Here is a 24,596-nt window from a genome sequence, read left to right on the forward strand (position 1 = left end):
CACAGTCTTTTCGACTTCACCCGCTCCAAGTGGCTTGGTGCTCGGAATGAGAGTGAGGTCTACGGTGTCTGTATGGCAGGTATTCCGGTTCTCCTCGAGACGTTCAGTTGGCCGACGCGACGGGCGGCGGAAGCTGCATTCCGCGGAATACTCCGGAGCTCAGGTTACGCGGTCGGCGACGTTGTATCGGATCCCGTTCACCACCGCATGCTGATCGAACTTCTTGAACGTCACCCGGATCACGTCGAGAAGGTGGGCCCAGGGGTCAAGGAGTTCTACATCGGCAGAACACGCGACGCGAACGGCGTGTTCGTCGGTGCGAATGCGATCGGAATATGGATCCGCCGTGTGGATGGCGAGGAAGCGGACTTCAGCTATCTCAGCGCTATACGACAGAATTCGGCGATGTCGGACGCCAAAGAGGCGTTGCGGACTGAGGTGGACGAGCGCCGTCAGGCGTACCGGGAAGCCCGTTTCGCTTCGCGCGACGAAGTGCTGAGCGATCTCTCCGGAGAGCGGATCAGCGACCTTCGAGATGCTCAGGTGGTCTACGTAGCCCCATCTTGGGGTCAGCTCACATCGCGTTTTGCGGAAGGCGAGGGTGGGTGGGCGCACCTCGCAGTAGTCCCTGCATCGAGCGGGACAGCCGCGGTCGGTTCCAAGCTTGCCGACCGGAGCCAGGCGGGCCGTTGGCTGGAGTTCCATGCGCTCCACGCCAACCTCGGCCTCGCGACAGCCTCCGAAGCCTCGCGACGCCGTCAGGTCAGCAACCTCGATTGGCGACCTGAAGACTAGGCGCTGCTGCTCTCCGCGCGGCGCGACGCGATTTCGAGCACGTCAGCGACCTCGCGCTGGAGCAGCACCGGTACACCGAGCCCGTCGAGGTTCTGTGCCGCGAGCCACTCCAGGGCTTCCGCACGTGACCATTCGTCGACGCCGATGAAGCCGGCGAGCGCGACGGTCGCTGTCCGAGAGAGCCCAAGTGACATGAGTACGACCTCACTCGTGCGAGAGACGCCAAGTTCGAGCATCATCGCATAATCGGGGCGGTCCGTGGCTTCCAGCCCGAGCTCAGTTGAGTACACGGCGAGTACGTCGGCATAGCACGCGAGGTATTTGGGTGCGTGGAAGCGTGCGATCGATTCGATGTCTCGCATAACGTCTCGAATCGCGACCGCTGAGGTGAGTGAGGCATTGAACGCGAGCCGTTGATCGATCAGGCGTGCCAGAGGCATGCCCTTCATCCAGTTGACGATGAGGTTGGCAAGTTGCCACTTGCGGCGATCTTCGCCTGACCGTGGTGCGCCGAAGACGCTGGTCATTGTCGCGCCGATGCGTACCAGTGCCTCCTGGAACCGCGCCTTCGAATCTGGTTCTTCGGGGAGAGGGAGTTCGAGATCCGACGGCGGCTTCCCGGAGCGGCGGAAGCTGTCGAGTAGCCGTTCCATCGAGACAGGAGCGATGCCGGTGTGCCGAGTCACGACCTCGACGGGGATCGTTAGATCCAGCGCCGTATTGGTGATGGCTGAGGCGATCTCGCTCCGCTCGGACTCGAGAGGGATGCGTTCGAGTAGCCTCTCGACGGACTCGCCTCCGAGGTGTTTCGAGAACAAGTACGCGAAGAGACTTTCCGCGGTGCTGTCGTCATGTACTTCGTCTGCAGAGCGTACGAACGCGAGGAGGCCCGACGCATCGTCGAGGCCGGTGCTGACCGCTCGACTGATCTGTGATCGCTTTCGCACACGAGGCAGGTTGGGCCAAAGCCCGTCGACATCGGTGTCGATGCACACGACATTGCCTTCGAACTCTTTGCCCCAACGCCCTGCTCGCCCGGCCAGGTTCCAGAAGTCGCCTTCTTTGAGCGGTCGGCCGGTGCCCTTCTGCGGGTTGCGCATGAATATCGTCCGACACGGGAGGTTGACGCCTTCCAGCAGAGTCGAGGTGCACACCAGGTAGTGGATTTTGCCCTCACCGAAGAGTCGCTCAATCTCTGTCCGGATCACGAGTGGCATGTTCCCGTAGTGGAAAGCCACGCGGCGCGCGAGGACATCAGCGAGCAGATACTTGTTGTGGACCGCGGTCTTAATGAGGTCGCGCAGGTTGTCGAGCTCAGTATCGGGTTCCTTCAGTGCGGGGAGCTGCTCGTAGACGGCCTTCGCAACCTTCTCGGCCTCGCCGGGGCCGTTGACGTATATGACGTTTCCGGGGGAGCTTCCCGCCAGCGCATGAGCTACCAACGCGACACGCATCGGCACGCTCGTCGCCCGTTGCGCGAGCACCAGATCGCCGAGTCTGTGACGGTTTCCGTCCGCGACCAGGGACACGGCTCTGCGCTGAGGCTTCCGGTCGATGTGTTCGACCCAGATGAGATTCTGATTGACCGTCACCGTCTCGGACACGAACGAGCTTGAGCGCCGACTCGGGGGCGCGTCCTCCACTAGAAGCTCTGGATTGGAGCTCAGGGGACTGGCGAAGAGCACCTGGGCGTCTGGGCTGCGACGAATCGTGCGCTCGATCGCATGCTGGAGAAGGACACCTCGCGCGTCGCCGGCGAGCGACTGCGCTTCATCGACGAACAGGAGGTCCACCGTCAGAGACTGCAACAGCTCCAACACGAGGTGAAGCCGCTCCTGCGTGACGACCAGGACCGTCCTGGAGGAGTCGGCGAGGTCCGGGTCCCAGGGCATTGTGAAGACACCGACGTCCGGTGGAACTTCCCGTCGTAGGTCACGGGATACCTCTTCGATGAGAGCGCGCGTCGGCACCAGGTACACGAGGGTAAATGATCCGGCCCGGCGAGCGATCTCCAGGAAGTGCTCTCGGATGATGCGTGACTTCCCAGCCGACGTCGGCGCGGAAACGCTCAGCCAGTCGTTCGTCTCGACCGCGTCCCAGAACTTTCCCTGAAACGGGTTGACCGGCAGGACTCGGCCGTCGGAGAGACGGACCGAGTTCTCGATTCGGCTTCGGACGACTTCCAGCCGCAGTGCTCCCGGCAGTTGTTGCCAGGCGTCCGCCGGCAAGCGTTCTCGGGACTCTGCGAGCTCGACAGCCATGTGATTGCCACTGCGTTCGAGCAGTGCTGCGGCAGCCGCATGATGAGCTGCCTCCGCGTCCGAGGACAACATGCACGCCGTGGCGATCCGTAGGACCGCGGATTGAGCACGCTCTGACTGCGCCGAAGTGATCGCGCTGGCGTAGAGCAGAGCGAATCCCCAGTCGATCGGAGGCAGTTCCTCGTACCATTCCACAGTCGGGAACTCCGAACGTACGGTCAGTCTACGGGCGGATTCCAGCACGTCTCTGAACTTGTGAGAGGCGAAGACGATGTCTTCCAGTGCGTTGATGGAGGTCATTTTGCGCCCATCCGCTTCAGAACACGAGCGCGGAGATCAGCGACGTCCGGCATAGGGATGCAGAAGAGATCGATGTTCACGCCGACGATATCGAACTCCTTCAGTCGGCTTCCAACAGTCTTGTGCCATCGGCCCACGGCTTTCGAGACTGCCTGGCGCTGGGCGTCATCGAGAATCGCGATGTTCGGGTAGTTGTCGTGATCGAAACCGACCAGGCACACGCCGTTCCATCGTGCTTTAAGTGACTTCGGATTCGTCTCGTCGAAGTACTCCAGTAGGTGTGCTGCCAGTTCGATCTGGGTGACATTGAGATGATCACGCACCAGCAGGAGGTCCTGCTTGCGCTTGGAGTCACCGCTAGGGCGGAGGTAAGGGGCGATGCTGTCAAAGCACTCTTTGAAAGCGTCGGAGCTTGACTTGTAGAGTTTTGACTCTCCCCAGTACACGTCCAAGGTGCCGTCGTCGGCCAAGCTCGCATGGATGCCATCGGAACCGTGGACATGCATCGCCGTGTTCGTCTTCAGAGCCATCTTGGAGATCAACTGCGGGCGTTGCAGCACCCGCTCCATGAGCAGGAAGAGGAGGAGTTCACCTCCTTCTCCGGAGCTTTCCGACTTCACGAACAAATCGCGGGCCTGCTCCTGCAGGCTCACTATGGCCGCGGTCGAACCTGTCTCCTCCAGCTCTGCTACGGCTCGCTGAATCTTTGACCGAGGGATGCAGAAGTCCAAGGTCGCGGCAGCCATGGCTCCCGCGAGCTTCTCGACCGCAGGCACTCCATTGGCATCGTGAGCGATGAAGTGGGTTCGAACAAGCGTCGAAGTATCGGGCACGGTGACGGCCTCTTCAAAGGCGGGCAAGAAGTCGATCAGAGCGCTCGCTTTGCCGCGGGCCAACGCAACGAACTCCTCGACGATTGTCGCCTCGTCAACCATGTCTTCTCCTGAGGTCCCCCCGATGTCTCAGCGCGATTGCGGAGACTTCACTGCAGAATATCGATGCCCAGCCCAAACTACGGCTTTGCCACTCGACGTATGGGGTTCATAAATGCATGAGCCGGCCATCGGCCGGGAATTCGTGGGATCGAGCGCGATACACCCCACATCTCATGCAGAGGCTCGCGTAAGGCTGGTCACGATGTGGTGTCCCGCTTCGATGGTTACGCTGCCGGAGTAGGCGTGTTCTGTGCTTTGAGTCGGGCGGGCATCCCGGTGGTCGCTTCGAAGTCTTCGGCCGTCCCGCACTTCTTGATCAGATGTTGTACGTAGGCCTTCGTGTAGCGGTACGACTTCGTGGGCTCGTCGTACTCACAGAAGTCCGGATTCGTCCGGTGCGGGTTCGCGTCTCCTGCGGGAGGGCGAACCTTCAGTCGCCGCCAGGCTGCGGCGAAGTGATTGAGGTTGAAGATGAACGGGATGCCCTCCTGAATCATGGTGGACGCTGGCTTGGGCATGACCTTCCCGAGTCCAGACACAGGTTGTTTTCGATCGCGAACGATCACTTGCCCGCGGCGACCCATCTCCTCCACGGCCTCGCGTTCCGCGTCCGTCATATCGGAGTAGTGGGTGAACTGCACGGCAACCGCATCAGGGTCCTTCGGCGCGAGCTCCACGGTCGCGCGAAGCCGGAACTCATAGCGTGAGTCATTGATTACGGTCTCGTCGAGGCCGGACTCGTACTCCGTCAGAAATGCTCGTAGATCTTTCGGCAAGGTCTTGCGGAAGCGGCGGAGCGCCTGCTCGCCCTGTGGGCTGAAAGTGCCTACGAAGATCGGTAGTCGCAGGCGAAGAGCTAGTGACGAGTCATCGCCGAACTGGCTCGTCAGTTCATGTTCGAAGTTCACCAGGAGCGCGTGGGCATGACCCGCGAGATTCAGCATCAGAGCCTCATCGGCATGCGCGTGGCGGTGTTCGAGTCGATTGCGAAGCTTGATGAAGAGGCTGAGGTTTGCGCGGGTCGGATCGGAATCCGAGGGCCAGCGCTCCTTCATCGAGCGCTCTAGTTCCCACCGCTTGGCTTCGCCATCAATCTTCAGTAGGCGGTTTTTCCGTTGAAGATCCCAGTACCGATAATCGACGCCATCGCGCAGGAACTCGGCGTGCAGAAGGTACAGCCATGCGAGATGCATGTGTATGACGAAGCCTTCGAACGACCGTGACTCCGCCGAGTCGTTATACAGTCGAACGGCGAGGCATGCTTCTTCGACGCTTGCGTCGAGTGTCGACTGCCATCGTGGAGGTCGAGCCATATCCTGATAGTAGAGATCCCCGGGTGTCGCGCGGGTATTGCACGATGGCGCTTCGGGTGATTCCTCGCGTCAACGCCCGTCTTACAGGGCGTCAATGCCGTTTCGGGCCCGGATAGGCTCGCGAACGGAGTTGCAAAAAGACTCCTTGAACAGGGGAAAAACTCACAACCCACCTGCCAAGGAACAATTTGCGGGCGCGAACTGCGCGATCGTGGTCGGCGCGGTGTTCTGGCTCGTTGCGCTGTGTGGCGGCGGTCGACGGATGCGGGTGGGGATCGCCATCACGGCTCTGGCCGGCTTCGTCGTGCTCGTGACGCCCGAGCCGAGCGTGATCAGAGCCGCGGTGATGGCCGGTGTCGCGATGCTCTCCGTGCTGCTCGGCCGCCCGAGCGCGGGGGCGGGAATGCTCGCGCTGTGCGCCGCCGGCATCCTGATCGCCGATCCGTGGCTCGCCTCGACGCCGGGGTTCGCGTTGTCGGTCGTGGCGTCGGGGGCACTGATCATGCTCGCCCCGCCGCTCGCGCGCGGGATGAGGAGGTGGATGCCGCGGATCGTCGCCCTCGCGGTCGCGGTGCCGCTCGCGGCGCAGCTGGCGTGCGGTCCGATCATCGCGCTGTTCGCCGAGCAGCAGTCGCTCATCGGCGTCGCGGCCAACATGATCGCCGACCCGGCGGCGCCGATTGCGACCGTGATCGGACTGCTCGCGTGCCTGGCGGCGCCGGTTCCGCCGCTCGCCGATCTGCTCGCGGCGTCGGCATGGCTCCCTGCCGCGTGGATCGCGACGCTCGCGACGGTGAGCGCGGGCATGCCGCTGGCTCAGTTGTCGCTCGTTCCGGGGATCGGCAGCGCCGTGCTGGTCGCGGTGATCAGCGCGGCCATGGCAGTGGTGCTGATCGGTCCCCACAGCGCGGCGGTGCTGATCAGCCCGATGCGCTGGGTACGCCGCGGCTCTGTCGCCGTGATCATCGTCGTCTTCTCTCTGGGCGCGTCGCACCTGCTGCTGGCCGGTCCTCTCGCCACCGCGACCAGTCCGGACGGATGGTCCATCGCCGCGTGCGATGTCGGACAGGGCGATGGCCTGGTGGTGCGGTCGGAGGGAGCGGTCGCGGTGATCGACACAGGTCCGGAGCCTGGCCCGCTCGAGGACTGTCTGAGATCCCTCGGAATCGATCATGTCGACCTGCTGGTTCTCACCCACTTCGACCTCGATCACGTCGGCGGCGTGGACGCCGTGCAGGGGCGAGTCGATCGCGTTCTGCACAGCCCTCCCGGTGAGGCGCAGGACGAGCAGATGCTGGCGCGACTCGTCGACGGGGGAGCGGAGGTGGTTGACGCGACGGCAGGTCTGTCCGGAACGCTGGGGGGTGCGTCATGGAAGGTGCTGTGGCCGCAGCGAGGCTCGTCCGTCTTCCCGCCGGGAAACGACTCGAGCGTCGTGATGCTCTTCGAAGGCGGCGGGGTGCCGAAGTCCCTGTACCTCGGCGATCTGTCGGCCCCGGCGCAGCGGATGCTGCTGCGCACGGCTCACCTCGGCAGCGGTTTCGCGGTCGTGAAGGTCGCGCACCACGGCAGCGCGGATCAGGATGCCGGCCTGTACGAGGCGCTTCACCCCGCGGTCGCGGTGATCAGCGTCGGCGAGGGCAACGACTACGGTCATCCCCGCGCCGAGATCCTCGCGGTCCTCGACGCCATCGGCGCCCACGTGCTCCGCACGGATCAACAGGGCCGGGTGCTCCTCGGCATGGACGAGGGCGAGCTCGAGGTCTGGACGGACCGAGGCGGCTGAGCGGGCTCGATCCGCCGCGTCGGCGGCCCCCGGTAGGCTGAGAACATGGCAGCTTCGCGTACTCCGGCTCGTGGAACGGCGAAGGCGGCCAAGATCCCTCAGGTGTCGTGGCGCGATCCTCGCCCGGCATCCGTGGTTCTGGTCTTCGGTCCCGAAGAGGTGTGCGCAGAGCGTGCGATCGCCGGCGTGCGCGACTATCTGCGCGCTGAAGATCCTGCCCTCGAGGTGAGCGACGTGCGTGCCGACGACTATGCCCCGGGCACCCTGCTCTCGCTGACGTCCCCCTCGCTGTTCGGCGAGCCGCGCCTGGTGCGCGTCTCGGGCGTCGAGAAGTGCTCCGACGCCTTCCTGCAGGAGGCCGTGTCCTATCTCGACCACCCCCAGGAGGGCGCGACGGTGCTGCTGCGGCACACCGGCGCCAGCGTCAGAGGCAAGAAGCTGCTCGATGCGCTGCGGGCCGGCGCGGGCGACGGCATCGAGATTCCCGTGCCGGCGATCAAGCGCGACGGCGACCGCGCAGACTTCGCCGCAGGGGAGTTCAAGGCGGCGAAGAAGCGCATCGCCCCGCAGGCGCTGCGGGCGCTCGTCTCCGCCTTCGCCGACGACCTCACCGAACTCGCCGCCGCCTGCCAGCAGCTCATCGGCGACGTCGAGGGAGACGTCACCGAAGACGTCGTCACCAAGTACTACGGCGGCCGTGTCGAGGTCTCCGCTTTCGTGGTCGCAGACACGGCGATCGCAGGCAGGTACGGCGAAGCGCTCATCGCGCTCCGGCACGCGCTCGCCTCCGGTGCCGACCCGGTTCCCATGGTCGCGGCGTTCGCGATGAAGCTGCGCACGATGGCTCGTGTGGCCGGCAATCGCGAGCCCAGCCGGCAGCTCGCCCAGAGGCTCGGCATGAAGGACTGGCAGGTCGATCGGGCGCGGCGCGATCTCGCGGGCTGGAACGAGCGGTCACTGGGCATGGCGATCCAGGCCACGGCCAGAGCGGATGCCGAGGTCAAAGGCGCCTCGCGCGACCCCATCTTCGCTCTCGAGCGCATGGTCACCGTGATCGCCACCCGGCAGCCGTTCGGAGGAGACGCATGAGGCTTCTGCTCATCCGCCATGGGCAGACGCCCAGCAACGTCGTCGGCGCCCTCGACACCGGCCGACCCGGCCCGGGACTGACCGCGCTCGGTCAGACCCAGGCGGAGGCGATCCCCGGCGCCCTTGCCGAGGAGGCCATCGATGCGATCTACGCCTCCCCGCTGGTGCGCACGCAGCTCACTGCCGCGCCTCTCGCCGCAGCGCGAGGTCTCGATGCCGAGGTCCTCGAAGGCTTCGAGGAGATCGCGGCCGGCCGCTGGGAGATGCGAAACGACATGGAGGCGGTGCGCGCCTACATGGAGACGGCGAGCCGCTGGGCGGTCGGCGACCTCGACGCCACGATCGAGGGCGGAGAATCGGGTCACGAGTTCTTCGCGCGCTACGACAACGCGATCGCGAAGGTCGCCGCAGCGAACCCCGCTGCGACCGCAGTCGTCGTGAGCCACGGCGCGGCCATCCGCGTGTGGGCAGCCGCGCGCATCGCCGGCGTCGACCTGTCGGAGGCCGCGAAGTGGCGCATCTACAACACCGGCATGTGCGCGCTCGACGGCGACCCGCAGAACGGCTGGGAGCTCGTGCGGTGGGTGCGCGAGCCGCTGGGCGGTGTCGAACTCGAGGACGCACGCGCGCTCGACGTCGACCCGCCGATGCTTCGCTCCGGCCGCTGAACTTCAGAACCTGAGGCCCAGGCCGACTCGGTATCCCGACCTACGAAAAAGCCCGCCTCCGAAGAGACGGGCTTTTCACGCGATGGTTGCGGCTCAGAGAGCAGCGACCTGCTTGGCGATGGCCGACTTGCGGTTCGCGGCCTGGTTCTTGTGGACGACGCCCTTGCTGACGGCCTTGTCGAGCTTGACCGAAGCCTTCTTCAGTGCGGACTCGGCCTTGGTCTTGTCGCCGGCGGCGATGGCATCGCGGGTCTGACGAACGAGAGTCTTCAGCTCGCTCTTCACGGCCTTGTTGCGCTCGTGAGCCTTCTCGTTGGTCTTGTTGCGCTTGATCTGCGACTTGATGTTTGCCACGTGTGGACGCTTTCTGTACAGGAGTTGTTTCGGAATGCCGGCTGGAGAAGAGGGCTCCTGCGCGGCGGTCGTGAGGGAAGAACCCACACGCAAGCCAAGAACCAAGCTTACCAGCATCCGCCCCCATCTCCCTAAACGGCCGGAGGATCGCGAAACTCGGTCGCGCCCGACGTGGAACCGGGTGCAGAATCATCCTTGTCCCGACATCGACGTCAAGGAATGTGCATGACACTCGCTCTCCCGCCCGGATTCCGTTTCTCGGCCGCCACCTCCGCATTCCAGATCGAAGGATCCCGAGGCGCCGACGGGGGAGGGCGATCGATATGGGACGACTTCCTGGAGCCGCCCGGAGCGATCATCGACGGATCGACCGCCGATCCCGCGTGCGACAGCTACCGGCATCCCGAATCGGACGTCGCCCTCGCCGCGGGGCTCGGTCTCGACCGCTACCGCTTCTCGATCCCGTGGGCGCGCATCCAGCCCGAGGGCCGGGGGCACGCGAATGTCGCAGCTCTCGACCACTACTCTCGGCTCGTCGATCTGCTCCTCGATGCGGCCGTGACGCCGTTCCCCACGCTCTACCATTGGGAGATGCCGAGCGCCGTCGAGGCAGACGGCGGCTGGCTGAACCGCGACACCGCGGCCCGATTCTCCGAGTACGCGGCTCTCGTCGCCGCACGCCTCGGCGACCGGGTCTCGCACTGGTACACGCTGAACGAACCCGCAATGACGACGCTGCAGGGCTACGCGACCGGCGCACTCGCCCCGGGACGCCAGCTGCTGTTCGGCGCCCTGCCGACCGTGCACCACCAGCTGCTCGCGCACGCCGGGGCAGCGGAGGCGTTGCGGACTGCAGGGGCGGAACAGGTCGGCCTCCTGAACAACCACACCTGGGTGCGGCCCCTGCGCGACACCGACGAGGACCGCACAGCAGCTCACGTGTATGACATGATCCACAACAGGATCTTCAGCGAACCGCTCCTCGACGGCGTCTATCCGGATATCGAGAGCCTCGGCCTTCCCGCGATGCCGGTGCAGGCTGACGACATGGCCCGCATCCGGGGATCTATCGACTTCTACGGCATCAACTTCTACAATCCGACGACGGTCACCGCCGCAGAGGCTGCGGGCCCAATCCCGTTCGACATCGTGCCGACGCCCGGTGCGCCGGTCACCGGGTTCGGGCCCGAGTGGCCGATCGTGCCCGGCGCGCTGCGCGATCTGCTCATCGACCTGAAGCGACGTCATCCCGACCTGCCGCCGGTCATCATCGGAGAGAACGGCGCGTCCTTCCCCGAGCCGGAGCGGTCCGGGCCAGTGGACGACCAGAACCGCATCGACTACCTCGCGGGGCACCTCGCCGCGGTGGCCGACGCGATCGACGCAGGTGTCGCCGTCGAGGAGTACACGGTGTGGTCGCTTCTCGACAACTGGGAGTGGGCCGACGGGTACACGCAGCGATTCGGTCTCGTCCACGTCGACTTCGAGACAGGGGAGCGCACCCCCAAGGCCTCCTACGGCTGGTACCGGAACCTGATCGCGCGCCACCACGGAGAGGACGCCAGATGAACTCGACGACGAAGGCCGGCGGCGCATGGATGACACTGTTCACGCTCGCGTGGCTCGCGATCTGGACCGTGCAGCTCACCCCTGTGCAGCTTCTGCTGCCGCTGCAGCTGGACACCCCCGAGGACGACTGGATCCGCGGCGTCGTGTCATCGGGCCTTGTGCTCGGCATCGGAGGACTCGCGGGCATCATCGCGGGTCCGGTCGCCGGGGCCCTCTCCGACCGTGCACCGGTGGGGCGCCGTCGTCGGCGCCCGTGGGCGCTCGGCGCCGTCTGGCTCACGGCCGCGTGCCTCGCCGTCACGGGCTACGCCTCGGGGCCCTGGGCGGTCGGTGGGGCATGGGTCGGTGTCTCCATCGGCGTCGCGGTGTCGTCGGCGGCCTTCACCGCGATGATCGCCGATCAGCTGCCGCCCACACAGCGCGGCGCCGCATCCGCCGCGGTCGGGTCGAGTCAGGCCGCGGGCATCGTGCTCGGCGTAGGCCTGGTTGTGCTCCTCGGCCTCGACATCGTCACGGGCTACTGGCTTCTCGCCGGCGTCATCGCCGTGGTCGGCACGGTCGCAGCCCTGTTGCTGCCGGACCCGCCCGCGACCCAGAGCATGCGACCGGATCACCGCCGCAGCGTGCTTCTCAGCTCGCTGCGCGACCGTGATTTCGCGTGGATGCTGTCGGGCCGACTGGTGGCGAACATCGGCAACGCGCTCGGCACCGCGTTGTTCCTGTTCTTCCTGCTGCACGGGCTGAACCAGCCGAGCGCCGAGGCGCAGGACAACCTGCTTCTCCTGATCGTCGTCTACACCGTGTTCGTGGTCTTCGCCTCTGTGCTCACCGGCCTCGTCTCCGATCGCACGGGCGATCGCCGAGGGCTGACCGTGATCGCCGCGTTCGTACAGGCCGCATCCGGCGTCGTGATCGCCATCGTGCCGACCTTCGAGGCGACCATGATCGCGGCGGCGCTCATGGGGCTCGGCTACGGCGCCTTCTCGACGGTCGGTCTCGCATTCGCCGCCGATCTGCTGCCCGACGAGCAGGATCACGCGCGCGACCTCGGCATCGTCAATGTGACCGCGGCCCTGGGGCAGCTCATCGGCCCGATGCTCGGGGCGGGGCTCGTCGCGCTGGTCGGCGGGTTCTGGCTCGTGTTCATCGCCGCGGCCGTGCTCTCGGTCGTCGGCGGTGTGCTCACCGCGGTGGCGAAGCCGAAGACGCGCCGGCCTCGATCGTCGCGATCGCGAGCCGAAGCACCGCGTTGAAGACGCGCGGTCGCATGTTCGTGATCAGGTGGGTGGTCCGCGGCACGAGGATGAGCTCGGCCTGCGGAGCGAGTCGCCGGAACAGCGATTCGTTCACGCGCAGCTGATCGAACTGGCCGTTGACGAACCACAGCGGGATCGCGATGCGTGCCAGAGCAGTGGCGATGTCGACGCCGGCGAGACTGCGCAGCGCGCGATCCTGCATGTGCAGCGCGTAGCCGCCCGCGGCGTAGTCGCCGCGGGTGTCGGGCGGGATCGTCGCGGTCAGGATGCGATCGGTGAGCCACATGCCGCGGTCCGGCAGCGAGTTCACCGCTCCGGCGATGGCGCGGTACGCCGCGAGGGCGGCGCCGCGGGGGAGGGCAGTGCAGGATGCTGCGATCAGCCCCGCGACCGGCGGCCGCTGTTCGCCGCCCGTGTACGCGAGCGTCAGCAGCCCGCCCATCGAGTGCCCGACGAGGAGGACGGGGCCGTTCTCAGAGGCCGCCCGCACCGCAACGTCGATCGTGTGCAGAGCCTCATGGAGAGTGAAGTCCTCGTCCATGCGCGCGCCGTGCCCCGGAAGGTCGATCGCGGTCGCCGGGACGTCGATCGATTCCAGATACGCCAGCTGCGAGCGCCACATCGTGGCGGACGTGCGGATGCCGTGCACGAGGACGATCTGAACGGTCACGCACTCAGCCTAGAACGCCGCGCAGACGAAGAGGCGGGGCCGGTGGATGACCCACCGACCCCGCCTCTTTCTACTCGGAAGAGTTACTTCTCCCAGCCGAGGTCCTCGACCGGCGTGACGCCGAAGAGGTCCAGGCCCACGTAGGGCTCCGGCGTGAGGTTGGCGAGACCCTTCTGGGCGACGTAGACCGACGGGCCGTTGTAGAGCGGGATGACGCCCCACGTCTGCTCGATGATCTTCGGCTCGAGCTTCATCGCAGCCTCGGTCCAGCTCTCAGCATCCTTCTGCGACTCGACCTCGTCGGCGATCATCTTGTCGATGTCGGCCGTGCCGGTGCCGGACAGGTTCAGACCGCTGTCGGAGCAGTAGATCTGGCACATCCAGGCCGGTCCGAACGGGTCGGAGTCGGTGAAGCGGAGACCGAAGATGTCCCAGTTCTTCGACGTGAAGTCGTCGGAGAAGTCGGCCGATGCGCGGACCTCGATCTGGAGGTCGATGCCGAGCTCCTTCTCCTGAGCCTGCAGCGACTTCGCGAGAGCCTCCTGGACGGGGCTGTTGCTGAAGATCGGGTAGACGACCGAGAACTTCACGCCGTCCTTCTCGCGGATGCCGTCTTCGCCTTCCTTCCAGCCTGCCTCGTCGAGGAGCTTCTTGGCGGCGTCGACGTCGTTCTTCAGACCGGCCTCGCCGAATGCGTCGATCCAGCCATCCTGGAACGAGTACATGTTCAGCGAGCCGGCGGCCTTCTCCTCGTAGCCGAGGCCCTTCCACGCGATCTGCTTCTGCTGATCGATGTTGATGCCCATGAAGAAGGCCTTGCGGACGTTGACGTCCTCGAACTGCGGCTTGTCGGCGTCGACCATCAGAACCGTCTTGGCGGTCTGCTGGGCGCGACGCACGACGGCGCCGTCGACATCCTCGACCTGCTTCAGGCGCTCTTCGCTGCCGGCCTCGACCTGGTCGATCTCACCGTTCTTGAACGCGTTGATCGCAGCGTCGTCCTCGAGGGCGGTGAAGGTCACCTTGTCGAGCATGGGGGCGTTGCCCCACCACTCGGGGTTCGGCTTGAACGAGACGAAGCCGGCGTTGGCGTCGAACTCGTCGACGGTGTACGGGCCTGCGCCCCACTCCGCGTTGAGGTTGCCGATGTACGCGTTGTTGAACGTCTCGACGTCAGCGTGCTTCGGGTTCAGGACGCCACCCGTGAGGAAGGCCATGGACGGCCAGGCGTAGATTCCGTCGAAGGTGACGACGGCGGTCTTGGCGGTGTCGCCCTGCTCGACGGACTTGATCTGCTTGTAGCCGTCGGTCGCGTTGGGGTTGAAGCCCTCGTCGTACGAGCGGTTCGCCTTCCACGTCGCGTCGATGGCGGTCCAGTCCATGTCGGTGCCGTCGTTGAAGTGCGCCTTGTCGGTGAACGTGAAGGTGACGGTCGTGTTGCCGTCCTTCTCGCCGATCTCGTATGCGTCGAGGTAGGCGTCGTTCTTGTAGACCTCGCCCTCCGGCTTCACCAGGAGGATCTGCGGCATGTAGTAGTACCACAGGCGCGCGGTGTCGGCGCTGGCGTCGCTGTTGAACGCGTTCAGCTGCTCCGGAACCTCGTTGATCTCGAAGTTGACCTCGCCGCCCTCCTTGAGGTTCTCGCGAGGCTGCGGGTTGTAGTCGGCAGCCTTGGTCTCGACGGTCTCGCCGCCACCGTTGCCATTCCCGCCACCGGTGTTTCCGGAACTCGCGCAGCCCGCGAGGGCGAGTGCGAGGACGCCGCTGATCGCGATCGCCCCCAACAGCTTCTTGTGCTTCATGGTGCTCCTTTCGCCTTTCGGCGTTTCATAAAGGGAAGACTAGTTCTCGATGTCGGGGTGCCACAGCGTCGCGCAGTGAATACTGCCTAACTGTTATCGGACGGTGACCAGAGCGTCATCCGCTCGTCATCCGGCTTCCCCGGATACCGCCATGACCGCCCCCAGCGCGGTGCGTGGGGCGGTCATGGCGGACGCCGTCAGGCCGCGGTGACGGGGCGCGTCGTCTGCGTCTCGGGGTCGAACACGACCCGCTCGCGCGATCGCTCGATGTCCGGATCCGGCACCGGGATCGCCGAGAGCAGCGCCTTGGTGTACGGATGCTGCGGATTGTCGAAGACGTCGTCGACATCGCCATGCTCGACGAAGTCGCCGAGGTACATCACGGCCACGCGGTCGGCGATGTGGCGGACGACCGACAGGTCGTGCGCGACGAACAGGTACGACAGTCCCAGCTTCACCTTCAGCTCGTCCAGGAGATTGATGACGCCCGCCTGGATCGACACGTCGAGTGCCGAGACCGGCTCGTCCAGCACGACGATCTTCGGGTTCGTCGACAGCGCGCGGGCGATGCCGATGCGCTGACGCTGTCCACCCGAGAACGCCTGCGGGAAGCGGTCGCTGTGAGCCGGGTTGAGGCCCACGAGGTCCATGAGCTCGTCGACCCTGGCGTGGATCTCGTCCCTCGGCATGCCGATCGCCGACATGGGCTCCGCGATGATGTCGGCGACCGTCATGCGGGGGTCGAGCGCGCCCATCGGGTCCTGGAAGACGATCTGGATGTCGCGGCGCAGCTGACGCTCGATCTTGCGGCTGTGCAGCGCGTTGACGCTGGTGCCCGCGATGACGATGTCACCGTCCTTCTGCTTGACCATGTCCATGATCTGCAGCAGCGTGGTGGTCTTCCCTGATCCGGACTCGCCGACGATCGCCATCGTCTCGCCCTCGCGGACGTCGAAGCTGATGCCCTTGATGGCCTGCACCTCGCCGACCTTGCGCTTGAGGAACGCGCCCTTGAGAAGCGGGAAGGTCTTGGTGAGGTTCTTCACCTCGAGGGTCACCGGGCGCTCTTCACGAGGCGTCCGGGTCAGGGCGCTCTCGGGCACCTCGCGGACGGGGTAGATCGGCAGACCGCCCAGCTGGCCGTCGTCGTCGATCTCCTCGGCGCGGATGCACGCCGCCAGATGAGGCTCGCCGGTGCCGGTCGAGACCGGCAGGAGCTCGGGCTCGTGCGCGCGGCACGCGTCCTTCACGATCGGGCAGCGGTCGGCGAACGGGCACGCGTCGGGCAGGTTGATCAGCAGGGGCGGGTTGCCCTTGATCGGGGTGAGCGGCTCCTTCTCGGCCTTGTCGACCCGGGGGATGGCCCCGAGCAGGCCGATCGAGTACGGCATCCGCGTGCGGTGGAAGAGCTCGCGCGCGGGTGCGTGCTCGACGGGCTTGCCCGCGTACATGACCATGACGTCGTCCGCCGTGCGGGCGACCACGCCCATGTCGTGCGTGATCATGATCACGGCGGCGCCGGTCTCGTCCTGGGCCTTCTCGATCAGGTCGAGGATCTGCGCCTGGATCGTGACGTCGAGGGCGGTCGTCGGCTCGTCGCAGATGATGAGCTTCGGATTGTTCGCCATCGCGATCGCGATCACGACGCGCTGTCGCATGCCACCGGAGAACTCGTGCGGGAACGACTTCATGCGCCGTTCGGGCTCGGTGATGCCGACGAGCTTGAGCAGCTCGACCGAGCGATCCCACGCATCCTTCTTGGAGAGGTTGCGGTGCACCGTGAGCGCTTCGATCAGCTGGTCCCCGATCGTGAAGACCGGGGTGAGCGAGGTCAGCGGATCCTGGAAGACCATCGACATGCCGTTGCCGCGGATCATCGACAGCTGCTTGTCGCTCTTTCCGAGAAGCTCCTGGCCGTCGTAGACGATCGACCCGGTGACCCGGGCGTTCTCGTCGAGCAGGCCCATGATGGCGAGCGAGGTGACGGACTTGCCGGAGCCCGACTCGCCGACGATGCCGAGGGTCTTGCCGGCCTCGAGGTCGAAGGAGACGCCTCGGACGGCGTCGACGCGGCCGGCTTCTGACGCGAAGCTGACCTTGAGATCACGGACGGAGAGTACGGTGCTCATGCGCGGCCTCCCGCTGCGGATGTGGGATCGAGGGCGTCACGCAGGCCGTCGGCGATGAGCGCCATCGACACCGTGAGCATGACGAGGGCGGCTGCCGGGAAGTAGAACAGCCAGGGAGCGGTCACGAGCGAGCCCGAGCCGGACCCGATCAGCGCGCCGAGCGACACGTCGGGGATCTTGACGCCGAACCCGAGGAACGACAGGCCGGTCTCGGTGACGACGGCGTTGACCACGCCGAGCGTGAAGTTGATGACCAGGAGCGAGCCGATGTTCGGCAGCAGGTGCCGCAGCACGATCCGCATTCCGCTGACGCCCATGTAGCGGGCGGCGCTGACGTACTCGCGCTCACGCAGCGAGAGCGCCATGGTCCAGATCACGCGGGCGGGGAAGTACCAGCCGATCACGAAGATCATGATCAGCGAGATGACCCGCCAGTCGCCGCCCGCCTTGTTCGAGATCATCGCGAGGATGAGGAAGCTCGGGATCACCATCATGAAGTGGATGATCAGCAGGGCGATCCGCTCGGTCCATCCGCCGAAGTAGGCGGCAGCCGTGCCGACCAGCGCCGACACGATGGTGGTGCCGACCGACACGGTCACGGCGATCATGAGCGAGCGCTGGAGTCCGACCGCAACCTGGGCGAACAGGTCGTTGCCGGCGCTGTTCGTTCCGAACCAGTGCTCGGCCGAGGGACCGACATTGAGGTTCAGGAAGTCGAGGGCCGTGTGGTCGTAACGGGCGATCAGAGGCCCGATGATCGCGAACAGCACGAGAAGGACGAAGATGCCCATGCCGGCCATCGCGCCCTTGTTCCGGGCGAATCGACGGGAGTACAGGGTCCACTTCGACAGCCGCTTGGTCGCGACCTTGGGCGTGACGGCTGGCGCGTCCGACGGGTGGACAGTGGGGTCGATCATGTCGGTGGTCATGTCAGCTCACTCTCACGCGCGGGTCGAGCACGACGACGGCGATGTCGGCGAGAACCGCACCGATCGCCGTGAGCACGGCGCCGAACGCCGCGATCGCGACCGTGCCGTGGATGTCGTTCTTCGTGATGGTCTCGATGAAGTACTTGCCCATGCCGTTCCAGGCGAAGATCGTCTCGGTGAGGACGGCGCCGGTGAAGACGGCGGGGATCGTGAACGCGACCTGGGTCGCGACGGGGATCAGCGAGGTGCGCAGCGCGTGCTTGCGGATCGCCTCCTGCTTGGTGAGGCCCTTCGCACGAGCGGTGCGGACGTAGTCGGCGCTGATGTTGTCGAGCAGCAGGGACCGCTGCAGGAAGTGGATGCCGGCGTAGCCGATGAGCACGAGGGCGATCGTCGGCAGCGTGAGATGCTGCAACACGTCTATCAGCACAGGGAAGAAGCCCTCGACGTCTCGGCTGGCGTTGCCGGTGACGAAGAAGATGCGCACGCCGGTGGCGTTGTTGAGTCCGATGGCGAGCAGCACGATGCCGAAGGCGGCGACCACGATCGGGATGTTCATGGTGATGATGCTCGTGGCCTGGCCGATGCGGTCGGCGAGCTTGTACTGGCGCGACGCCGTGTACACGCCGAGCGCGATGCCGAGCACGGTCGTGAGGATCGTCGCACCGAGGACGAGCTCGGCGCTGACCCACATGCGGTAGGCGATCTGCTCGTTCACGGAGCCGCCGGTCGGGCTGACGCCCCAGTCCCAGTGCAGCACGATGTTCGTGAGCCAGGTCCACCACCGCTCGATGAGCGGGACCGTGTCGCTGAGGTTGCGCGGCTTGAGGGTGTTGACGATCTGCTCTTCGGTCAGCGGCGGGCGTCGACCCACGTAGTTGCTGCGCGGATCGAGGAAATTCCACGCCAGGAAGTACGTGAGATTCGTCGCGACCACGATCATGAGCAGCCAGCCGAGAGCTCGGCGCGCGAGATACTTGATCAAGGGTGTGATTCTTTCTCTTCTACAGACGCTCGCCAGGATCTGCCGACGCAACGCTGAGCCGGGTAGTCATTCAATCACCAACGGCCGTTCTGCGCGACATGACGCCAACACGCTGTCTGTGACGGAGTCCTATCGCCCGCGGGATTCGGTGTCATGCACTGCACCCGGGCAACTTCGCGAGACTATCACCGGTTTCGGGCGGAGTGAGCATTGCTCTGCCCTCACCGTAGAATCGAGGGGACATGTCACCACGCGCCCTCACACCTCTTCAGCCTGCCGCGACGCCCGCTGAACAGATCCGCAACTTCTGCATCATCGCTCACATCGATCACGGCAAGTCGACCCTCGCCGACCGCATGCTCCAGATCACGGGGGTGGTCGCGGACCGCGACATGCGCGCTCAGTACCTGGATCGCATGGACATCGAGCGGGAGCGCGGCATCACGATCAAGAGCCAGGCGGTGCGGATGCCGTGGGAGATCGACGGCGAGACCTTCGCACTCAACATGATCGACACCCCCGGGCACGTCGACTTCACATATGAGGTCTCGCGGTCCCTCGCCGCGTGCGAGGGCGCCATCCTCCTCGTCGACGCGGCACAGGGGATCGAGGCCCAGACCCTCGCGAACCTCTACCTCGCCCTCGAGAACGATCTGCACATCATCCCCGTGCTGAACAAGATCGATCTGCCGGCCGCAGACCCCGAGAAGTACGCGAAGGAGCTCGCCTCGCTCATCGGCGGCAAGCCCGAGGATGTGCTGCGCGTGTCGGGAAAGACCGGCGTCGGCGTCGAGGCGCTCCTCGACCGCCTGGTGCAGGAGATCCCGGCGCCGAAGGGCGATGTGGATGCTCCGGCGCGCGCCATGATCTTCGACTCGGTCTACGACGCCTACCGCGGCGTCGTCACGTATGTGCGTATGATCGACGGCTCGCTGTCGCCGCGCGAGCGCATCCAGATGATGTCGACGGGTGCGACTCACGAGCTCATCGAGATCGGTGTGTCGAGCCCGGAGCCGATCCCGAGCAAGGGGCTCGGCGTCGGAGAGGTGGGCTACCTCATCACGGGCGTGAAGGACGTGCGCCTGTCGAAGGTGGGCGACACGGTCACCGCCGCCCGCAAGCCCGCATCCGCCGCCCTCCCTGGGTACACCGATCCCAAGCCGATGGTCTTCTCGGGCATCTACCCGATCGACGGCAGCGACTATGCCGAGCTGCGCGAAGCGCTCGACAAGCTCAAGCTCTCGGACGCCTCGCTGCAGTACGAGCCGGAGACCTCGGTGGCGCTGGGCTTCGGCTTCCGCTGCGGGTTCCTGGGGCTGCTGCACCTCGAGATCATCACCGAACGCCTGTCGCGCGAGTTCGGCCTCGACCTCATCACGACCGCCCCGAGCGTGATCTACGAGGTGCTCACGAGCGACACGGGCGAGACCGTCACCGTCACGAACCCGAGCGAGTACCCGGACGGGCGCATCGGCTCGGTCTCGGAGCCCATGGTGAAGACCGCGATCCTGCTGCCGAAGGACTACGTCGGCACCGTGATGGAGCTGTGCCAGTCGCGCCGAGGCACCCTCCTGGGCATGGAGTACTTCTCCGAGGAGCGCGTCGAGCTGCGATACAACATGCCCCTCGGCGAGATCGTGTTCGACTTCTTCGACCAGCTGAAGTCGAAGACGCAGGGCTACGCGTCGCTCGACTACGAGCCCTCAGGTTCGCAGGAGGCCGACCTGGTCAAGGTCGACATCCTGCTGCAGGGCGAGAAGGTCGACGCCTTCAGCTCGATCGTGCACCGTGACAAGGCCTACGCCTACGGCACCATGATGGCCGAGCGGCTGCGAAAGCTCATCCCTCGCCAGCAGTTCGAGGTGCCCATCCAGGCGGCGATCGGCGCGCGCATCATCGCCCGCGAGACGATCCGCGCGATCCGCAAGGACGTGCTCGCGAAGTGCTACGGCGGTGACATCACCCGAAAGCGCAAGCTCCTCGAGAAGCAGAAAGAGGGCAAGAAGCGCATGAAGATGGTCGGCCGCGTCGAGGTGCCCCAGGAGGCGTTCATCGCCGCGCTCTCGGGCGATGTCGAGGGCAAGGACAAGAAGTAGCGATGCCGCGCCCCGCGTACGAACGGGGGATGACACGTCATCCGCTGGACGTCGTGCCCTCGGGGCTGCGCGGATCCGAGCGCTCTGTCGCAGTACCGCCCGCGGCGCGCCCGGCGGTCGCGGCGCTGGTGAGCTCGTGGGAGTTCAAACGGCGCGCCGGCTTCGAGGTTCCGGGCGAGCGCCCTTCGCCCGGCGTGGAGGGCACTCTCGCGAAGCGGCTCCTCGGCATCCGCTTCGCCGAGCCCGTGCGCGTGGTGTGGGCGGAGGCGAGCGGCTTCGGCTATGAGACCCGTCCCGGCCATCCGATCTACGGCGAGGAATCCCTCGTGCTCGGCGACGATGGCGTCTTCACCGCCCGCTCGGTCTCGCGCCCAGCCACCTGGAAGTGGCGTCTCCTGACGCCCGTGCTCCGGATGCTGCAGCATCGGGTGTTCGGTTCGTACATCCGCATCGTCGAGGACGAGATCCGTCGGGCGACGGCCGCGACGGAGGATCGCTGAGCCCGTCGAAGCGTCCGGGTCGACACGGTCGGGCGGGCGCAGGCGCCCAGGGGCCGATGTGTCGTCGCACGGCGCGTAGGGGTGATCACTCAGCTGAGCCGAAGTAGGGTGGAGATCATGCGGCGCGGGACTTTCCGAGACGACACGGTGGACTATGCGGCCGTGGGTGCGACTCATGCCCCTGATCTGATGCAGTATCCGCCGGAGCGCAGCATCCCTGCTGAGCAGTCGTGGCGCATCGGCAGCGGGGCGGAGCGCTTCCAGTCCGCCGGCGAGTCGCTGCTCACCTGGACCGCTCAGCGTGCGGCAGGCCTCAGCATCGAAGATGTGCGGCCGGCATCCGGTCCTGCGTATGCCGGCGTGAGCTTCGACGCGGAGGGCAACCCGATCGCCCCGAGCCGGCGCGACGTCGAGCAGCGCTTCGACGCAGAAGGCACGCCCTTCGTCGGGCCCGGCATGACGCTCAAGCTGCACGGTCATGTCGCCGGCATGCGGGCGGACGCCGAGCTCCGCGTGATCTCGGTCACCGAGGAGAAGCGCCGGATCGGCTTCGTGCTCGGCACGGTCGGCGGGTCGGTCGTCAGCGGCGAGGAGTCGTTCGACATCGACTGGCGCGAGGACAACGACGAGGTGTGGTTCACCGTGCGGGCGTTCGACGCCCCGAACTCCCTGCTGTACCGGCTGCTGCCGACCCTTGTGAAGCGTCGCCGCAAGGAGCTGTTCGCCCGCTATCTGCGCGCGATCTCGCCCCTGTACGCGACCCCCGTGTGATGGCGGGTCCTCTTCCTCTCGGCGACCCCGCCCCTGTCGACGGCAGACTCCCGGCCGACCTCCCGATCGACCCGGCCGTGCCGTTCTCCGCATACCTGCACGTGCCGTTCTGCCGCGTGCGCTGCGGCTATTGCGACTTCAACACGTACACCTCGGGTGAGCTGCGAGGAGCGAAGCAGGAGGACTACGCCACGACGCTGATCTCCGAGATCGCGATCGCCGAGCGGGCGCTCGGTGAGGCGGGCGCGCTTCGCCCGATGGATACCGTCTTCTTCGGCGGCGGGACGCCGACCCTGCTGCCCGCGGGCGACCTGGCCAGGATGCTCGACGCCGCAGCATCCGCCTTCGGTCTCGCCGAGGGCGCCGAGGTGACGGTGGAAGCCAACCCCGACACGGTGACTCCGGGTGTCGTGCGAACGCTGGCGGACGCCGGTGTCACGCGACTCTCGATCGGGATGCAGTCGGCCGTGCCTCACGTGCTCTCCGCGCTCGATCGCACTCATCGCCCCGAGAACGTGCAGACCGCCGTCGCCGCGGCCAAGGACGCCGGTCTCGCGGTGAGCGTCGATCTCATCTACGGCGCTCCGGGGGAGTCGCTCGGGGACTGGGAGCGGTCGCTGGACGCGGCTCTCGAACTCGACTCCGACCACATCTCCGCGTACGCGCTGATCATCGAGGACGGCACGAAGCTCGCGCGGCAGATCCGCCGCGGCGAAGTGCCGACCCCCGACGACGATCTGCAGGCGGACATGTACGAGCTCGCCGATTCGCGTCTCGCCGCGGCCGGGTTCGAATGGTACGAGGTCAGCAACTGGGCGCGCTCATCGGCCGGCTCAGGGAGCCGGCAGGACAATCGCTCGCGGCACAATCTGGCGTACTGGCGCGGCAGCGACTGGTGGGGCTTCGGGCCCGGTGCTCACAGCCACGTCGCGGGTCTGCGCTGGTGGAACGTCAAGCACCCCGCCGCTTACGCGCAGCGCCTCGCCACCTCCGAGTCGCCCGCCGCCGGTACCGAGCGCCCGGGTGAGGAGGCGCGGATGCTGGAGCGCGTGCTCCTGCTGAGCCGACTCGCCGAGGGCATCGCGGTCGAAGACCTGCCCGCGGGCAACCGCTCGCGGGTCGCCGGCCTGATCGCCGATGGCCTGGTCGATCCGGCATCCGCTCTCGGTGGACGAGTGCGCCTGACCCTGCGCGGCCGGCTGCTCGCGGATGCCGTGGTGCGTGCACTGACCGACTGAAGGCGCACCCGGTCGCCGTCGCGGGTCCGCTCATGAGCTGCTTTCCAGACGCACGCGTTAGGATTGGCACTCTAGGTGTCGGAGTGCCAGACGGGAGGATGCGATGGTCACCGAGCGAGGCCTTCAGGTGCTGCGCGCGATCGTGCAGGACTACGTAGAGACGCACGAACCCGTCGGAAGCCGATCGATCGTGGACCGGTACGCGTTCGGAGTGTCGGCCGCCACGATCCGCAACGACATGGCGCAGCTCGAGGACGAGGAGCTCATCACCGCACCGCACACGTCGTCCGGCCGCGTGCCCACAGACAAGGGCTACCGCGTGTTCGTCAACCACCTCGCTCAGCTGCGCCCGCTGACCGTGGCGCAGCGCACGGCCATCGAGTCGTTCCTCACCGACCCGGCCGACCTCGACGACCTGATGGCGCGCACCGTGCGGGTGCTGACGCAGCTCACCGGCCAGGTGGCGCTCGCGCAGTACCCGTCCTTCGCCCGCGCCCACGTGACGCACATCGAACTCGTTCTCCTGGCTCCGAACCGCATGCTGATCGTCCTGGTGACGGATGCTGGTGGCGTGTCGCAGCGGGTGACGGCACTTCCCGAGATGGTCGACGAGACCGATCTCGCCGTGCTGCGGGCTCGGCTGTCGGCGCTCATCACGGGGCAGGCCGTGAGCGAGGCCGCCGAGCGCCTCCAGTCACTCCTCGACGACGGCGGGACGACGGATGCCGTGCTGCGCACGCTGTCGAGCGTCGTGATCGACGAGCTGGGCGAGTTCCGGCAGGAGCGCCTGGTCATGGCGGGTGCGGCGACGCTGGCGCGTCGCGGCCAGGACTTCCGGGGCAGCATCCACCCCCTGCTCGAGGCGATCGAGGAGCAGGTGACGCTGCTGCGGCTGATGAGCGAGATGGAAGCCGACGCGCACGGGCTGTCGGCGAGCATCGGCACCGAGAACGCACCCTTCGGGCTCGGAGAGGCCTCCATCGTCGCGAGCGACTACGCGGCCCCCGGCGGCACCGCGCGGGTCGGCGTGATGGGGCCTACGCGCATGGACTACCCGAGCAATCTCGCGGCGGCGCGGGCTGTGGCCCGCTACCTGTCGCGGATGCTCGACGAAGACGAGGCGAGCCGCTGACGCGGCGCGCACGAAGAC

20 protein-coding genes are annotated in these 24,596 nt (G+C 66.3%); 11 read left to right on the plus strand and 9 right to left on the minus strand.

What is annotated here, in order from left to right:
• Positions 1–72: 72 nt before the first annotated feature.
• A complete protein-coding gene (locus RS84_RS13595) occupies positions 73–795 on the plus strand; it encodes a DCL family protein (RefSeq protein ID WP_082062194.1) in 723 nt (240 codons plus the stop codon).
• On the opposite strand, the gene RS84_RS13600 is transcribed toward RS84_RS13595, so the two are convergent.
• The 3 genes from RS84_RS13600 to RS84_RS13610 all read right to left on the minus strand — a co-directional run bounded on the left by RS84_RS13600 (position 792) and on the right by RS84_RS13610 (position 5,604).
• The gene (locus RS84_RS13600; protein WP_052676370.1) at positions 792–3,356 is read right to left on the minus strand and encodes a DEAD/DEAH box helicase; all 2,565 of its coding nucleotides are present in this window, start codon (positions 3,354–3,356) and stop codon (positions 792–794) included. The genes RS84_RS13595 and RS84_RS13600 overlap by 4 nt on opposite strands.
• Complete coding sequence (locus RS84_RS13605; protein WP_052676371.1) at positions 3,353–4,291, minus strand: DUF1837 domain-containing protein; 939 nt, start codon at positions 4,289–4,291, stop codon at positions 3,353–3,355. Before RS84_RS13605 ends, RS84_RS13600 begins: the two co-directional genes overlap by 4 nt.
• Before the next feature lie 224 nt (positions 4,292–4,515).
• Positions 4,516–5,604, minus strand: coding sequence for a DUF3644 domain-containing protein (locus RS84_RS13610; RefSeq protein WP_052676372.1), 1,089 nt, complete (start codon positions 5,602–5,604; stop codon positions 4,516–4,518).
• Positions 5,605–5,698: 94 nt separating this feature from the next.
• On the opposite strand from RS84_RS13610, the gene RS84_RS13615 reads away from it, so the two are divergent.
• From RS84_RS13615 to RS84_RS13625, 3 genes are read left to right on the plus strand one after another with little or no spacing between them, the layout of a single operon-like run.
• The gene (locus RS84_RS13615) at positions 5,699–7,390 is read left to right on the plus strand and encodes a ComEC/Rec2 family competence protein (RefSeq protein WP_082062195.1); all 1,692 of its coding nucleotides are present in this window, start codon (positions 5,699–5,701) and stop codon (positions 7,388–7,390) included.
• 45 nt (positions 7,391–7,435) lie between these two features.
• Positions 7,436–8,479 (plus strand): DNA polymerase III subunit delta, encoded by a 1,044-nt coding sequence (gene holA, locus RS84_RS13620; RefSeq protein ID WP_045258362.1) that lies wholly within the window; start codon positions 7,436–7,438, stop codon positions 8,477–8,479.
• Positions 8,476–9,147: a histidine phosphatase family protein gene (locus RS84_RS13625; RefSeq protein WP_045258363.1), complete on the plus strand. Its 672-nt coding sequence runs from the start codon at positions 8,476–8,478 to the stop codon at positions 9,145–9,147. The genes holA and RS84_RS13625 overlap by 4 nt, the downstream gene beginning before the upstream one ends.
• 93 nt (positions 9,148–9,240) lie before the next feature.
• Here RS84_RS13625 and rpsT read toward each other — a convergent pair whose 3' ends face one another.
• Complete coding sequence (gene rpsT, locus RS84_RS13630; protein ID WP_045258364.1) at positions 9,241–9,501, minus strand: 30S ribosomal protein S20; 261 nt, start codon at positions 9,499–9,501, stop codon at positions 9,241–9,243.
• 225 nt (positions 9,502–9,726) lie between these two features.
• Here rpsT and RS84_RS13635 point away from each other — a divergent pair, with 225 nt between their 5' ends.
• Together RS84_RS13635 and RS84_RS13640 are read left to right on the plus strand one after the other, a co-directional pair.
• Positions 9,727–11,070 carry a GH1 family beta-glucosidase gene (locus RS84_RS13635; RefSeq protein ID WP_045258365.1) on the plus strand — a complete coding sequence of 448 codons (1,344 nt, stop codon included), beginning with the start codon at positions 9,727–9,729 and terminating at the stop codon, positions 11,068–11,070.
• Positions 11,067–12,323, plus strand: coding sequence for an MFS transporter (locus tag RS84_RS13640; protein ID WP_045258366.1), 1,257 nt, complete (start codon positions 11,067–11,069; stop codon positions 12,321–12,323). The genes RS84_RS13635 and RS84_RS13640 overlap by 4 nt, the downstream gene beginning before the upstream one ends.
• Here RS84_RS13640 and RS84_RS13645 read toward each other — a convergent pair.
• The 5 genes from RS84_RS13645 to RS84_RS13665 form a co-directional block, all read right to left on the minus strand.
• Complete coding sequence (locus tag RS84_RS13645) at positions 12,253–12,996, minus strand: alpha/beta fold hydrolase (RefSeq protein ID WP_045258367.1); 744 nt, start codon at positions 12,994–12,996, stop codon at positions 12,253–12,255. The genes RS84_RS13640 and RS84_RS13645 overlap by 71 nt on opposite strands.
• A gap of 83 nt (positions 12,997–13,079) precedes the next feature.
• Positions 13,080–14,798, minus strand: a complete 1,719-nt coding sequence (locus tag RS84_RS13650) for an ABC transporter family substrate-binding protein (protein WP_045258368.1) — start codon at positions 14,796–14,798, stop codon at positions 13,080–13,082.
• Positions 14,799–14,995: 197 nt separating this feature from the next.
• Positions 14,996–16,927 (minus strand): ABC transporter ATP-binding protein, encoded by a 1,932-nt coding sequence (locus RS84_RS13655; protein ID WP_045258369.1) that lies wholly within the window; start codon positions 16,925–16,927, stop codon positions 14,996–14,998.
• Complete coding sequence (locus RS84_RS13660; RefSeq protein WP_045258370.1) at positions 16,924–17,856, minus strand: ABC transporter permease; 933 nt, start codon at positions 17,854–17,856, stop codon at positions 16,924–16,926. Before RS84_RS13660 ends, RS84_RS13655 begins: the two co-directional genes overlap by 4 nt.
• A 1-nt stretch (position 17,857) precedes the next feature.
• Positions 17,858–18,841 (minus strand): ABC transporter permease, encoded by a 984-nt coding sequence (locus tag RS84_RS13665; protein WP_045258371.1) that lies wholly within the window; start codon positions 18,839–18,841, stop codon positions 17,858–17,860.
• Positions 18,842–19,083: 242 nt separating this feature from the next.
• Between RS84_RS13665 and lepA the strand changes: the two genes are divergently transcribed.
• The 5 genes from lepA to hrcA all read left to right on the plus strand — a co-directional run bounded on the left by lepA (position 19,084) and on the right by hrcA (position 24,578).
• Positions 19,084–20,937 carry a translation elongation factor 4 gene (gene lepA / locus RS84_RS13670; protein WP_045258372.1) on the plus strand — a complete coding sequence of 618 codons (1,854 nt, stop codon included), beginning with the start codon at positions 19,084–19,086 and terminating at the stop codon, positions 20,935–20,937.
• 29 nt (positions 20,938–20,966) lie between these two features.
• Positions 20,967–21,437 (plus strand): DUF1990 family protein, encoded by a 471-nt coding sequence (locus RS84_RS13675; RefSeq protein ID WP_045258373.1) that lies wholly within the window; start codon positions 20,967–20,969, stop codon positions 21,435–21,437.
• A gap of 117 nt (positions 21,438–21,554) precedes the next feature.
• Positions 21,555–22,208, plus strand: coding sequence for a DUF1990 family protein (locus RS84_RS13680; protein WP_045259187.1), 654 nt, complete (start codon positions 21,555–21,557; stop codon positions 22,206–22,208).
• Positions 22,208–23,446 (plus strand): radical SAM family heme chaperone HemW, encoded by a 1,239-nt coding sequence (gene hemW / locus RS84_RS13685; RefSeq protein ID WP_045258374.1) that lies wholly within the window; start codon positions 22,208–22,210, stop codon positions 23,444–23,446. Before RS84_RS13680 ends, hemW begins: the two co-directional genes overlap by 1 nt.
• A 103-nt stretch (positions 23,447–23,549) precedes the next feature.
• Entirely contained in the window at positions 23,550–24,578 is a 1,029-nt protein-coding gene (hrcA, locus tag RS84_RS13690; RefSeq protein ID WP_045258375.1) for a heat-inducible transcriptional repressor HrcA, read from the plus strand.
• Positions 24,579–24,596: the final 18 nt, after the last annotated feature.

The sequence above is a fragment of the Microbacterium hydrocarbonoxydans genome (assembly GCF_000956475.1).
Classification (GTDB): Bacteria; Actinomycetota; Actinomycetes; order Actinomycetales; family Microbacteriaceae; genus Microbacterium; species Microbacterium hydrocarbonoxydans_A.